The sequence below is a fragment of the Micromonospora sp. NPDC050495 genome (assembly GCF_040655175.1).
Classification (GTDB): Bacteria; Actinomycetota; Actinomycetes; order Mycobacteriales; family Micromonosporaceae; genus Micromonospora.
In genome coordinates this window covers 874-13,805 of record NZ_JBFAJK010000003.1, presented here as the reverse complement: position 1 = coordinate 13,805, position 12,932 = coordinate 874, and the positions used below count along the sequence as shown (strand labels likewise).

Below are 12,932 nucleotides of genomic sequence, written 5' to 3'. Positions count from 1 at the left end.
CGGTCACCGCGCCGGACATCACACCCGCTATCGGTACGCTCTGCCGCATGAGACGTCGTGGCCTGACCGTCCTGCTCGGTGCTCTGCTCACCGCCCTGCTCAGCGTCGGGGTGCTCAGCGTGCCGATCCCGTACGTGGTGCTCGGTCCCGGCCCGACGGTCAACACCCTCGGCAGCGCCGACGGCAAGGAGATCATCCAGGTCAGCGGCCGGTCGACGTCCACCTCCGCGGGCCAGCTGCGGCTCACCACGGTCGGCGTGCAGCCCACGGTCCGGCTCCGCTCGGCGCTGGCCGGCTGGTTCTCGGCCGACGAGGCGGTGGTGCCGCGCGAGCTGGTCTACCCGCCGGGCGAGTCGCAGGAGGAGGTCGAGAAGCGCAACGCCGAGGACTTCCAGAACTCGCAGACCAGCGCGGAGACGGCCGCGCTGCGGGAACTGGGCTTCCCGATCCGGGTGCTGGTGAAGGCGGTCACCCCGGGCGGGCCCTCGGCCGACATGCTCAAGACCAACGACGTGATCACCTCCGTCGACGGTCAGCAGGTGACCAGCGCGGCCCGGCTCACCGAGCTGGTCCGGGCCAAGCCGGCCGGCACCGCACTGACCATCGGCTACACCCGTGCCGACGCGCCGGCCACCGCCACGGTGACCACCCGGGAGCAGGACGGCCGGCCGCGCATCGGCATCGAGATCGACCAGCAGCAGCCGCACCCGTTCACCCTGAAGATCGACCTGGGGGACATCGGCGGGCCGAGCGCCGGGCTGATGTTCGCCCTGGGCATCATCGACAAGCTGGAGCCGGCCGACCTCACCGGCGGCAAGATCATCGCGGGTACCGGCACCATCGACGACGAGGGCCGGGTGGGCCCGATCGGCGGCATCGCGCAGAAGCTGGTCGGCGCCAAGGAGGCCGGGGCGAAGGTGTTCCTGGTGCCGGCCGACAACTGCGCCGAGGCGGTCCGCAACCCGCAGCCCGGCCTGCCGCTGCTCCGGGTGGCCTCGCTCGACGACGCGCTCAAGGCGCTGGAGACGCTGCGCGCCGGGGGGCAGCCGACCCGCTGCTGAGCCGGGCCGCAGTGGTCGCCGGACGATCGTGACGTGACCTTGACCCGACGTGCTCAGGAACACCCCGTACTCTGGGTGCCTGATCGGAGCCGATCACATCGAGCGTGCGGAGCCAACTGTGGTTATGCGTAGCAGCCCCCTGCCGAGGATGAGCCGGCGCGGACGCGTCACCATCGGGGTCCTGATCGGGGTGTTCGTGTTCTTCACCCTGCTCGGGTGGGGGGTCAACGCGTGGACCGACTGGCTCTGGTTCGACGAGGTCCGCTACACCCAGGTCTTCACCGGGGTGCTCGCCACCCGGCTGCTGCTGTTCCTGGTGATCGGCGCCGGGATGGCCCTGGTCCTCGCCGCGAACCTGTGGCTGGCGTACCGGCTGCGGCCGCGGCTGCGCCCGCACTCCCCGGAGCAGGCCACCCTGGAGCGGTACCGGATGCTGCTCACCCCGCGGCTCGGCACCTGGATCGCCGTGGTGTCGGTGATCATCGGGCTCTTCGCCGGGCTCTCCGGGCAGAGCCGGTGGAGCCAGTGGCTGCTGTTCCGTAACGGCGGCAACTTCGGCGTGAAGGATCCGGAGTTCGGCGTCGACGTCGGCTTCTACGTCTTCGACCTGCCCTTCTGGCGCTACCTGCTCGGGGTGGGGTTCACCGCAGTGGTGCTCGCCCTGCTCGGCGCGCTGGCCGTGCACTACATCTTCGGCGGGGTGCGGCTGCAGGGCGTCGGGGACCGGATGACCAACGCCGCCCGGGCCCACCTGAGCACCCTGGTCGCCGTCTTCGTCCTGCTCAAGGCCATCGCGTACGTGCTGGACCGGCGGGCCATGCTGCTGGAGTACAACGAGGGCGCCAAGCTCTACGGGGCCGGCTACGCCGACGTGAACGCGCTGCTCCCGGCAAAGGAGATCCTGGCGTACATCTCGGTGGTGGTGGCCATCGCGATCATCGTGTTCTCCAACGCGGTGATGCGGAACCTGGTCTGGCCCGGCATCGCGCTCGCCCTGCTCGGCGTCTCCGCGGTCGCGATCGGCGGCATCTACCCGTGGGCGGTGCAGACCTTCGAGGTCAAGCCGAGCGCCCGGGACAAGGAGGCGCCCTACATCGAGCGGAGCATCAACGCGACCCGGGCCGCGTTCGGGATCGGCAACACGAAGACGACCGGGTACGCGGCGAACAACCTCGTGCCACCGGCCAGCCTGGCCACCGACACCTCGGTGGTGCAGAACGTCCGGCTGCTCGACCCGCAGTTGGTCTCCGAGACGTACACCCAGCTCCAGCAGGTCCGCGGCTTCTACGACTTCGGTTCGAAGCTGGACATCGACCGGTACACGCTGGCGGAGAAGACCTCCGACTACGTGGTCGGGGTCCGGGAGATCAACTACGGCGAGCTGCCGAACAACAACTGGATCAACCGGCACACCGTCTACACCCACGGCTACGGCCTGGTGGGCGCCCCGGCCAACCAGGTGGTCTGCGGCGGCCAGCCGTACTTCGTCTCCGGCTTCCTCGGCGAGAAGGCGCAGGAGGCGTGCTCCTCGCAGACCGAGCAGATCCCGGCCCAGCAGCCGCGGATCTACTACGGCGAGCGGATGGAGGCCGACGACTACGCGATCGTCGGGCAGACCGGCGACCGCAACGTCGAGTTCGACCGCCCCACCTCCACCGGCGGCGAGCAGTACTACACCTACACGGGCGCGGGCGGCGTCGAGATCGGCTCGTTCACCCGCCGGCTGCTCTACGCGATCAAGGAGCAGGAGTCGAACTTCCTGCTCTCCGAGGCCGTGAACGACGACTCGAAGCTGCTCTACGTGCGTAACCCGCGCGACCGGGTGGAGAAGGTGGCGCCGTTCCTCACCCTGGACGGCGACCCGTACCCGGCGGTGGTGAACGGTCGGGTGCTCTGGATCATCGACGGCTACACCACGGCCGCCACCTACCCGTACGCCGATCGGGTCAACCTGCAGGCCGAGACGACCGACGAGCTGACCGGGCGGGGCACCTTCCAGCTCGCCCGGGAGGACGTCAACTACATCCGCAACTCGGTGAAGGCGACCGTCGACGCGTACGACGGCACGGTGAAGCTGTACGAGTTCGACAACACCGACCCGGTGCTCAAGGCGTGGAACAAGGCCTTCGGCGGTGACCTGGTGCTGCCCAAGGGCGACATCCCGCCGGAGCTGGCCGAGCACTTCCGCTACCCGGCCGACCTGTTCAAGGTGCAGCGCAACCTGCTCACCAAGTTCCACGTGACCGACCCCGGCGACTTCTACTCCGGCCAGGACTTCTGGCAGGTGCCGAACGTGCCGGACGCGCCGGACAGCGGGCAGAAGCAGCCGCCGTACTACCTGTTCACCCAGTTCCCGGGGCAGGAGGGGCCGCGCTTCCAGCTCACCGCGGCGGTCACCCCGAACGGGCGGCAGAACCTCGCCGCCCTGGTCTCCGGGTCGTACGTCGACGGCGAGCCGCGGCTGGAGGTGCTGGAGCTGCCGGACCAGACCCGGATCTCCGGGCCGACGCAGGTGCACCAGCAGATGACCAACAACGGCGACATCCGGCAGCAGCTGAACCTGCTCTCCTCGAACCAGGCGCAGGTGCAGTACGGCAACCTGCTCTCGCTGCCGTTCGCCGACGGCATGCTCTACGTCGAGCCGGTCTACGTGAAGAGCAGCAACCAGGACGCGTACCCGCTGTTGCAGAAGGTGCTGCTCTCCTACGGCGACGGCGGCTCGTACGTGGTGCTGGCGAACAACCTCAGCGACGGCATCAAGCAGCTCGTCGAGCAGGGCAAGAAGGCCCCCGGCGGCAGCCCGCCGCCCAGCTCGGGTGGGACGAACCCGCCCACGGGCGGCGGCACCACCACCCCGCCGGTGCTCACCGGGGAGCTGGCTCAGGCCGCCGACCGGGTGCAGAGCGCGATCGCCGAGGTCAAGGCCGCCCAGGCGTCCGGCGACTTCGAGCGGTACGGGCGGGCGCTGAAGACGCTGGACGAGGCGATGAGCGCCTTCCAGCAGGCCCAGGCGGCGGCGAACCCCTCGCCGGGTCCGTCGGCCAGCGGTAGCCCGTCGGCCGCCCCGCCGACCTCACCCAGCCCTTCGGCGACGCCGAACGGCTGACCTCGTCTCGGCGTTGCCGAACGGCTGACGCCGACGTTGACCACGCGAGCCCGTGGTCCGGAACCCGGAGCGGTTCCCGGACCACGGGCTCGTGTCGGATGACGGACCGTTCGGCCGCAACCGGGCGACCCGCTCGGCCGTCAACAGGGCAGATGGACCGAGCGGGCGGAGATCTGGCGATGCGGGACGCGAACAGCTTCGACGACTTCTACCGCAGCACGTCGGCGCGGACACTCCGGTACGGCTACGCGGTGGCCGACGACCCGGGCGAGGCGCAGGACCTCGTCCAGGAGGCGTACGCGCGGGCCTGGCGGCAGTGGGGGAAGCTCGCCGCCCATCCGGCCCCGGAGGCCTGGTTGCGGCTGGTGATCAGCCGGCTGGCCACCGACCGTTGGCGACGGCTGCGGGGTTGGCGGCTGGCCGCCTCGCGTACCGGGCCACCGGACGACGTCCGCCCACCGGGCGAGGAGACCGTGCTGCTGGTCGGGGCGCTGCGGCAGTTGCCGGCCCGGCAGCGGCAGGCGCTCGCCCTGCACTACCTGTTCGACATGCCGGTGGCGGAGATCGCCCGGGAGGCGGGCGTGCCCGCCGGCACCGTGAAGTCCTGGCTGTCCCGGGGGCGGTCCCGGCTGGCCGAGCTGCTGCCCGGCGTGGCCAGCGAGGAGTTGGAGGTGAACGATGTCGCGTGAACTGAGCGGTCTCTACCGGGCGCTGGCCGGCGACGCCGACGAGCGGGCGCTGCCGGCGCCGGATCGGCTGCGCCGCCGGGCCGACCGGCGGGCACACCGGCGCGCCGCGCTCGGCGGGCTGACCGTCGCGGTGCTGGTCGCCGGCACCGCCGCCGGCACCCGGATGGTGCTCACCGCCGGCCCGGACGCCACGCCCGGCCCGCCCGCGGCCAGCCCCGACCCGGGCAGTCCGTCGCCCACCCCGGCGACGCCCCTGCCGACGCCGAGCCGCAGCAGCGCGCCGCCGTCGTCGCCCGCGCGTACCCCGGACGCGCCGGCGGGGACGACCGCCGCGGGCGCCGGCGTCAGCCCGACCCGCATCCCGGACCGGGCCTTCTTCGCCCTGGCCGCCGCCAACGACGCCGGTACCGGCAGCACCTTCGGCCCGGGGCCGGTGTTCCCGGCGCTCTGCGGCGCCACGCCGGGGGAGGCGGGCGTCGTCACCCGCCGGGTCCGCACGCTGGCGTTCAAGCTGGCCACCACCCCGCAGGGGTACGTCCCGGACGGCAGCTACAAGCACAGCATCACCGTCTACCGGCCGGGGCGGGCCGACGACGCGCTGGCCGACCTGCGCCGGGCGGTGCGGGACTGCCCGACCCGGCCGGGGACGGCGGACACCGAGGGGCTGACGTCGACCCAGCGGCTGCTGCCCGACGGCGGCTACGGCGACGAGTCGGTGCTGTTCGAGGTGCGCCGGCCGGCCACGGACTACGAGGGCGCCCCCGACGTGCGGGAGGTGGTCCGGTTGGTCCGCGCGGTACGGGTCGGCAACGTGGTCACCGTGCTCTGGGAGCTGGGCTGGGAGGGCACTTCCAGCCCGCGGTCCCAGGTCGACCAGGACAGCCGCCGGGCGGTCGACGCGATCCGGAACTGGCTGGACTGAGGCCCGTTTTGCGCCCCCTGGGGTCCGTGCGCTACGGTAAACGAACCGACGCGGGGTGGAGCAGCTCGGTAGCTCGCTGGGCTCATAACCCAGAGGTCGCAGGTTCAAATCCTGTCCCCGCTACTCGTTCACGAAGGGCCCCGGAGTTCGCTCCGGGGCCCTTCGCCATGTCGGACGGGCCCCGCTCCGGGCCCTTCGCCATGTCGGACGAGCGGCGGACCGGATCCGGGTACCCGGCTGATCTCCACGGACGGGATGCGATAGGCTGTAGAAGCCGACGCGGGGTGGAGCAGCTCGGTAGCTCGCTGGGCTCATAACCCAGAGGTCGCAGGTTCAAATCCTGTCCCCGCTACTCGTCATGAGGGGCCTCGGAGATCATCTCCGGGGCCCCTCGTCGTCTCTCTCGGGGGCGTCCCGCTCGTCGCGCCCCTCGTTGTGGTTCCGTGCCGGCCGGGACGGTTGCGGCTAAAAATCTGAGAGAATACTCTCGAGACATGTCTCTCGGAATTCCGGACTCCAGCGGCAACCCGTACGGCGATCTCGAACTCACCGACCCGACCGCGATGCGGGCCCTCTCGCATCCGGTCCGGCTGGCCATCCTGTCCCGGCTCCAGCGGTACGGGGCCGCGACGGCGACCGAGTTGTCCGAGCACGTGGGCGCATCCCCCTCGGTCACCAGCTGGCACCTGCGCCACCTTGCCCGGTTCGGCCTGGTGCGGGACAGCGCCGGGGGCGGGGACGCCCGGAAGCGGTACTGGGAGGCGAGCGCGGGCGGTTTCCGCTTCCGGTTCCCAGACGATGACGAGGGTCGGGCCGCGAGTCGCGTGCTGAGCAGGACGCTCTTCGAGCAGTACCACGACCTGCCCCGGCGCTGGATGGTCGAGGACGAGCCCCGGTTGGAGGCGGAGTGGCGACGCGAGGCCGGCCTCTCCAACACCACCGTGCGGCTGACCGAAGGCGAGCTTGCCGCCGTCAACGCCGCGATCGAGCAGGTTCTCGCGCCGTACGTGACCCGGGAGACGGCCGACCAGCCGCCGGGCGCCCGCCACGTGCGCATCCTGCGGTACGTCCTGCCCGAGGCGGGGACCCCGTGACGGCCGGGACGGCGGGGCAGCCGTCGTTGTTCCGCCAGCCGCCGTTCCGGTCCTTCTTCGCCGCGCACACGATTTCGCAGTTCGGCGACCGGATCTCCGAGCTGGCCTTCCCGCTGTTGGCGGTGCTGGTGCTCGACGCCAGCCCGGGCCAGGTGTCGGTGCTGACCGCGCTGGTGTGGCTGCCGAACCTCACCGGGCTCTTCCTGGGTGCCTGGATCGACCGGCGGACGCACAAGAAGGGCCTGCTGGTAGCGGCTGACCTGATCCGGGCCGCGCTGCTGGTGACGGTGCCGGTCGCCTTCGCGTTCGACGCCGGCACGATGGCCCAGTTGTACGCCGTCGCGCTGCTGACCGGCGCCGCGGCGGTGCTGTTCAACACCACGTACCCGGCCTTCTTCGTGTTGCTCGTGGAGCGGCCGCGCTACCTGGACGCCAGCGGTGCGCTGAGCGCCAGCAGATCCGCCTCCGCCATCGCCGGGCCGGCCCTCGGCGGGGTGCTGGTCCAGGCGTTGACCGCGCCGGTCGCGATCCTGGTGGACGCGGTCTCGTTCCTGGTCTCCGCCCTGGCTATCGGCCGAATCCGGCCGGCTCGTCCGGCGCCGAGCGGTCGGCCGGATGACGGGCCGCCCGGCACGCTGTGGCATCAGGCCCGGAACGGGCTGAGGTTCACCCTCGGCCATCCCGTGCTCCGGGCGGGTCTCGGCTGCGCGACGACGGTCAACTACTTCAGCTTCGTGGCCAACGCCCTGCTCGTGCTCTTCGCCAGCCGCACCCTCGGCCTGCCCGCGGGACTGCTCGGGCTGGCGCTGGGCGTCGGCGCGGTCGGCGGGCTGCTGGGCGCGGTCCTCGCGCCCCGACTGGCCGGGCGGATCGGAGTCGGCCGCAGCATTGTGATCGGTGCCGTCGTCTTTCCGGCCTCGATCCTCTTCGCCACGGTCGCGGACGGTCCGCTCTGGGCGCGGGCCGGGCTGCTGGGCACGGCCGAGTTCTTCTCCGGCGTCGGGGTGATGCTGTTCGACGTCAACCTCAACGCGCTCAACGCCGCGGTCATCCCCGAGGGCCTGCGCAGCCGGGTGGCCGGCGCGTACTCCACGATCAACTACGGCGTCCGGCCGCTCGGCGCGCTGTCCGGTGGGGCGCTCGGCACCTGGCTCGGGCTGCGTCCCACGCTCTGGATCGCGGCGGTCGGCGGTGCCATGTGCGTGTTCTGGCTGCTTCCCTCGCCGATTCCGAGGGTGCGCTCGCTGGACGACATCGCCGTCCCGGACCTCCCTCCGGCCGCGCTGGCGGAGGCGGGAGACGGTGCGGGCCGGTGACAGTTCGCGTCCACCCTGCCCCGGTTGCGCTTCTCGGCGAGGATGGGGACATGTCTGCTTGGAACAAGTGGTGGGGCCGCCTCGGCGCGGTCCTCGGTGCGGTCGTCCTCTCCGTGTTCGTGCCGGTCGCGGCCTGGGCGTCCACGGGTACCGGTGACGTGGTGGTGGAGGCCGCCCGGCGGCGCCGGGGCGGCGGCGGCCTGGGGCTGCTCTGCTGCCTGGTGGTGCTCGCGGTGATCGTGTTCCTGGTGTATCGCCTGGTGCGTAGCCGGCGGAGCGGCCCGCCGCGCTGACCTCTTCCGGGGCGGGCCCGGTGGGCCCGCCCCGACCCGGCGCGGTCAGGCGGCCAGGGCGGCGCCGGCCTGCGCCATGAAGCGCGAGGTCGCCGACCGGGCCCCGGAGCGCTTCGCGCGGATGTTCTCCGCTGCGGCGATGAGCAGGGCACGTACCTGGGCGTGTCCCTTGGGCGGGGGAGCGGGTGCCGGGCCCATCAGGCCGCCGAGGTCGTTGCCGAGGGCGATGACCCGCTTCGCGGCCCGGTCGGTGACGCCCTGAGCGACGTACTCCCGGACCTGCACGCTGGCGTTCAATCCGCGTTCGGTGCCGAGGATCCGCCCCGCCGCCACGTTGGTGGTCAGGAAGTTGATCACGTCGGCCACCGTGGCGGCGTGCCGGGTGCCCCGGAAGGCGGCCCAGTACATCGACGCGCGGGGCCAGTGCGCGGCCGGGCTGCCCGGGACGGGCGCCATGCCCAACTCGTCGTCGGTCAGCCGTTGCAGCTCGGGGAACTGGTGCGACCAGGCGAACGACGCCGCGGTGTGCCCGGTGACCACCAGTTGGCGGTCCAGCTCGCCGGTGTCCGCCAGCTCGATCAGCGCGGCGCTCGGGGTGGCCCGGTCGTAGCGGGCCACCTCCCAGAACTCGAACCAGTCGAGCAGCTCGGCGGAGCCGAAGCCGAGCTGCCGCCCCTGGTACAGCTCATGGCCCTGACCGCGGAGCCAGAGCCAGAGCGCCCGGTAGTCGCCCGACGGGTCCATCGTTCCGGCCACCCGGTTGCCGGCGGTACGGGTGACCTGGGCCGCCCAGCCGGCGTACTCCTTCCAGCTCAGGCCGAGGCGCGGCTCCGGCACCCCCAGCCGGCGCAGCAGCGACCGGTTGTAGACCAGCGCGGCGTTGGTCTGCGCGGCGGGCACGGCCATGGTCCGGCCGTCCACCTGGCCGTACCGGGCCAGGTTGTCCGGCAGGCCGCGCAGGTCGAGCCGGTTGTCGGCGACGTACCCGCTGAGGTCGAGGATGATCTCCCGGTTGGCGTACTCGGTCAGCACGGTGTCGTCGAGCTGGAACAGGTCCGGCGGGTTGCCGCCGGTGCCCTGAATGGCCAGCCGGTCGTAGTAGCCGGTCAGGCCCTGCCAGGTGATCCGGAACCGGACCCGGGGGTTCTGCTGCGAGTAGAGGCGCAGCACCTGCTCGGTGGCCTCGGCCCGGCGGGCCCCGCCCCACCAGAACACCGAGAGTTCGATCGGCCCGTCGTCGGCGCGGCTCTCCGCCTCCGGCTGGCAGCCGGCCAGCCCGCCGGCGAGCAGCGGCAGCCCGGCGACGGCGCCGAGGAGCCGCCGCCGGTCGAGGCCGGGGCGGGGCGCGGAAGGGGGTACGCGCACGGGATGCTCCTGGGGCGCGGGCGGTGGCTGCGGACGGACCATTTACACAGGAGCCGGGGGAGGGTGTCAACGTCGGCGGTGGGAGGGCCCGGTGGCCGGGCCGGGAGCCTGCGCGGCCCATGGTGTACTAGGCGCCGTGGAACTTCTGCACTCGGGCAAGGTACGGGACGTGTACGCCGACGGCGACGAGTTGATCCTGGTGGCCTCCGACCGCATCTCCGTCTATGACGTGGCGCTGCCGACTCCGATCCCGGACAAGGGCCGCCTGCTCACCGCCCTGTCGCTGTGGTGGTTCGAGCAGCTCGCCGACCTGGTGCCGAACCACGTGATCTCGGCCACCGACGTGCCCGAGGAGTTCGCCGGCCGGGCCATCCGCTGCCGGCGGCTGGACATCATCCCGGTCGAGTGCGTGGCCCGGGGCTACCTGACCGGCGGCGGCTTCGCGGAGTACCAGCGCACCGGCGCGGTCTCCGGCGTGCCGCTGCCCCGCGGCCTGGTGGAGGCGTCGATCCTGCCCAAGCCGATCTTCACCCCGTCGACCAAGGCGCCGCTCGGCGAGCACGACGAGCCGATCAGCTACGAGCGGGTGGTCGACAAGGTCGGCGCCGAGACCGCGGAGCGGCTGCGGCAGATCACCCTCGACGTCTACCGGCGCGGCGCGGAGATCGCCGCCGACCGGGGCATCCTGATCGCCGACACCAAGATTGAGCTGGGCTGGGCGCCGGACGGCACGCTGGTCCTCGCCGACGAGGTGCTCACCTCCGACTCGTCCCGGTTCTGGCCGGCCGAGTCGTACCAGCCGGGCCGCGCCCAGTTCTCCTACGACAAGCAGTACGTGCGCGACTGGGCCACCGGGAGCGGCTGGGACAAGCAGCCGCCCGCCCCCGAGGTGCCGGCCGAGGTGGTCGAGGCGACCCGGGCCCGCTACGTCGAGGTGTACGAGAAGCTCACCGGCAACCGCTGGGACTGACCGGCCGCCCTGCTGGACCCGGCGGCCCGCACCGTCGAGGATGGTCCCGTCACCCTCGGTGGAGCACGGGACGGTCGGATGAACGGCGACATGTGGATCAGGGCGCTCAAGGCGGCCCGGGCCGGCGCGGGCGTCTCCCAGGAGGCGCTCGCGGAGCTGATCAGGTGGAGCCCGTCCACCATCGCGGCGATCGAGACGGGACGGCGCCGCCCCACCCCACAGTTCGCCGAGGCCGCCGACGGGGCGCTCGGCACCGGTGGGCTGCTGGCCGAGCTGCTGGCGGTGGGCGCCCGGCAGGAGTCGCCGGCCTGGTTCGCGCCCTGGCGAGGCATCGAGGCCGAGGCGGTCGCCCTCCGCACCGCCCAGCCGTCGCTGGTGCCCGGCCTGGTGCAGACCGAGGCGTACGCGCACGCGGTGCTCCGCGCGCAGGGCACTCACACCCCGGAGCAGGTGGCCCATCTGGTCGCCGCCCGGCTGGCCCGGCAGGAGCTGCTGACCGGCCCGGCCCCGAAGCGGTTCACCGCGGTCGTCGACGAGGCCGCGCTGCGCCGGGTGGTCGGGGACGCCGACGTCCAGCGCGCCCAGTTGGAGCGGCTGGTCGAGCTGGCCGCCCTGCCGCACGTCCGGCTCTACGTGGTGGCCGCGGGGGTCGGCGCGCATCCCGGGCTGACCGGCGGCTTCGTGTTGGCCACCCTGCCGGACGGGGACGAGGTGGCCTACGTGGACGGTGTCTTCGGCCAGATCGTCGACCGCCCGGACGACGTGGCTACCATCAGGACGATGTGGGACACCCTGCTGAGCGAGGCGCTGCCCGCGAGCGTGTCCGTCGAGCTGATCGGGAAGCTGGTGAGCGACCTGTGAACACCGCCCCCACCCCGCAGTGGCGCGTGTCGAGCCGGTCCGGCAACGGCGGCGACACCTGCGTCGAGGTGGCCGACAACCTGCCGGACCGGGTCCTGGTCCGCGACTCCACGGACCGCGACGGCGGCACCCTCGCCTTCGCCCCGGCTGCCTGGCGGGCCTTCGTCGCTGGGGTCAGGGCCGCCGGCTGAGCCGGGTGCCGCCCGGCGTTCCGTCGCCGCCACGGCAGGGCGTGCGGACCAGCGGCGGGCCACGCAACGTGCAACCAATGGTTGCGCAATGGCTCGTCACCGGCTAGCGTGAGGTGCAACCAAACGTTGCGAAAGGTGGCAGTCGTGGAGTACGGAACGATCGAACGGGAGATCCACATCGACGCCGCGCCGGAGGTCGTCTTCGACGTGGTCAGCAGCCCGGAGCACCTGCGCGAGTGGTGGCCGGACGAGGCGGAGTTCCCGGCCGTGCCGGGCGGAGCGGGGCGGATCGGCTTCGGCGACATCGCCGGAGGCACCGGCACCTGGGTGCGGTTCCAGGTCGTCGACGCCATGCCGCCGCGGCTCTTCTCCTTCCGGTGGACCCACGAGCAGGGCCAGGAGCCGGCACCGGACAACTCGTTCCTGGTCGTCTTCGCGCTCGAGCCCGCCGGCGGCGGGACGCTGCTGCGGATGACCGAGAGCGGCTTCCGGGAGCGCGGCTGGGACACCGCCAAGATCGCCGCCAAGTACGCCGAGCACGTCAGCGGCTGGGATCACTTCCTGCCGAAGCTGCCCGCGTACGCCGAGAAGGTCGGGACCCGGGCGTGACGGTGCTGGTGGACGACGACCTCTGGTCGGCGGTCGGTGACCCGACCCGCCGCCGGATGCTGGACCTGCTGCTGGCCGAGGGCAGCGGCACGGCGACCAGCCTGAGCGAGCGCCTGCCGGTGACCCGCCAGGCGGTGGCGAAGCACCTCGTGGTGCTGGACCGGGTGGGTCTGGTGCGCGCCAGCACCGCCGGCCGGGAGCGGCAGTTCCGGGTCGACGAGGCTCAGCTCGCCCGCGCCGTGGCCCAGCTCGCCGACGTCGGCGCCGCCTGGGACTCCCGGCTGCGGCGGATCAAGCGCATCGCCGAGACGATCCAGCGTGGCCCGGCGGTGGACGACGACAAGACCGGGCCGCAGCGGTAGGACCGGCGCTCCCGGCCGGCGGTGCTGGCGCGCACCAGACCCACCCGGTCCAGCACCACGAGGTGCTTCGCCACCGCCTGGCGGGTCACCGGC

General features: G+C 72.6%; 13 protein-coding genes, 2 tRNA genes and 1 pseudogene. 14 read left to right on the top strand and 2 right to left on the bottom strand.

All coding sequences use genetic code 11. The features are described from left to right. Nucleotides 1-47 precede the first annotated feature (47 nt). The 9 genes from AB0I11_RS05270 (at nucleotide 48) to AB0I11_RS05230 (ending at nucleotide 8,481) form a co-directional block, all read left to right on the top strand. Nucleotides 48-1,061 carry a PDZ domain-containing protein gene (locus AB0I11_RS05270; protein ID WP_357313746.1) on the top strand — a complete coding sequence of 338 codons (1,014 nt, stop codon included), beginning with the start codon at nucleotides 48-50 and terminating at the stop codon, nucleotides 1,059-1,061. Between the two features lie 124 nt (nucleotides 1,062-1,185). After that, complete coding sequence (locus tag AB0I11_RS05265; RefSeq protein WP_357313742.1) at nucleotides 1,186-4,167, top strand: UPF0182 family protein; 2,982 nt, start codon at nucleotides 1,186-1,188, stop codon at nucleotides 4,165-4,167. A 179-nt stretch (nucleotides 4,168-4,346) separates the two neighbouring features. Continuing rightward, entirely contained in the window at nucleotides 4,347-4,856 is a 510-nt protein-coding gene (locus AB0I11_RS05260; protein WP_357313738.1) for a SigE family RNA polymerase sigma factor, read from the top strand. After that, nucleotides 4,846-5,778: a hypothetical protein gene (locus AB0I11_RS05255; protein ID WP_357313735.1), complete on the top strand. Its 933-nt coding sequence runs from the start codon at nucleotides 4,846-4,848 to the stop codon at nucleotides 5,776-5,778. Before AB0I11_RS05260 ends, AB0I11_RS05255 begins: the two co-directional genes overlap by 11 nt. Before the next feature lie 49 nt (nucleotides 5,779-5,827). Further along, a tRNA-Met gene (locus tag AB0I11_RS05250) sits at nucleotides 5,828-5,901 on the top strand. Nucleotides 5,902-6,056: 155 nt separating this feature from the next. Next, nucleotides 6,057-6,130: transfer RNA gene (locus tag AB0I11_RS05245), tRNA-Met, on the top strand. 142 nt (nucleotides 6,131-6,272) lie between these two features. Then, a complete protein-coding gene (locus tag AB0I11_RS05240; protein ID WP_357313732.1) occupies nucleotides 6,273-6,872 on the top strand; it encodes a helix-turn-helix domain-containing protein in 600 nt (199 codons plus the stop codon). After that, nucleotides 6,869-8,188 (top strand): MFS transporter, encoded by a 1,320-nt coding sequence (locus AB0I11_RS05235; RefSeq protein WP_357313729.1) that lies wholly within the window; start codon nucleotides 6,869-6,871, stop codon nucleotides 8,186-8,188. The genes AB0I11_RS05240 and AB0I11_RS05235 overlap by 4 nt, the downstream gene beginning before the upstream one ends. A gap of 50 nt (nucleotides 8,189-8,238) precedes the next feature. Further along, complete coding sequence (locus tag AB0I11_RS05230) at nucleotides 8,239-8,481, top strand: hypothetical protein (RefSeq protein ID WP_357313726.1); 243 nt, start codon at nucleotides 8,239-8,241, stop codon at nucleotides 8,479-8,481. 45 nt (nucleotides 8,482-8,526) lie between these two features. Here AB0I11_RS05230 and AB0I11_RS05225 read toward each other — a convergent pair whose 3' ends face one another. Beyond that, complete coding sequence (locus AB0I11_RS05225; RefSeq protein WP_357313722.1) at nucleotides 8,527-9,846, bottom strand: extracellular solute-binding protein; 1,320 nt, start codon at nucleotides 9,844-9,846, stop codon at nucleotides 8,527-8,529. A 136-nt stretch (nucleotides 9,847-9,982) separates the two neighbouring features. On the opposite strand from AB0I11_RS05225, the gene AB0I11_RS05220 reads away from it, so the two are divergent. From AB0I11_RS05220 to AB0I11_RS05200, 5 genes are all read left to right on the top strand, one after another. Beyond that, nucleotides 9,983-10,816, top strand: coding sequence for a phosphoribosylaminoimidazolesuccinocarboxamide synthase (locus tag AB0I11_RS05220; protein WP_357313716.1), 834 nt, complete (start codon nucleotides 9,983-9,985; stop codon nucleotides 10,814-10,816). Nucleotides 10,817-10,894: 78 nt separating this feature from the next. Then, on the top strand, nucleotides 10,895-11,677 hold the full coding sequence (locus AB0I11_RS05215) for a helix-turn-helix transcriptional regulator (RefSeq protein WP_357313711.1): 783 nt from the start codon (nucleotides 10,895-10,897) through the stop codon (nucleotides 11,675-11,677). Continuing rightward, nucleotides 11,674-11,868, top strand: coding sequence for a DUF397 domain-containing protein (locus AB0I11_RS05210; protein ID WP_357313707.1), 195 nt, complete (start codon nucleotides 11,674-11,676; stop codon nucleotides 11,866-11,868). Before AB0I11_RS05215 ends, AB0I11_RS05210 begins: the two co-directional genes overlap by 4 nt. 144 nt (nucleotides 11,869-12,012) lie before the next feature. After that, nucleotides 12,013-12,477, top strand: a complete 465-nt coding sequence (locus tag AB0I11_RS05205) for an SRPBCC domain-containing protein (RefSeq protein WP_357313704.1) — start codon at nucleotides 12,013-12,015, stop codon at nucleotides 12,475-12,477. Next, the gene (locus AB0I11_RS05200) at nucleotides 12,474-12,839 is read left to right on the top strand and encodes a winged helix-turn-helix domain-containing protein (RefSeq protein WP_357313699.1); all 366 of its coding nucleotides are present in this window, start codon (nucleotides 12,474-12,476) and stop codon (nucleotides 12,837-12,839) included. The genes AB0I11_RS05205 and AB0I11_RS05200 overlap by 4 nt, the downstream gene beginning before the upstream one ends. A 2-nt stretch (nucleotides 12,840-12,841) precedes the next feature. Here AB0I11_RS05200 and AB0I11_RS05195 read toward each other — a convergent pair. Continuing rightward, nucleotides 12,842-12,932, bottom strand: a pseudogene (locus AB0I11_RS05195) (transcriptional regulator); the annotation flags it as partial.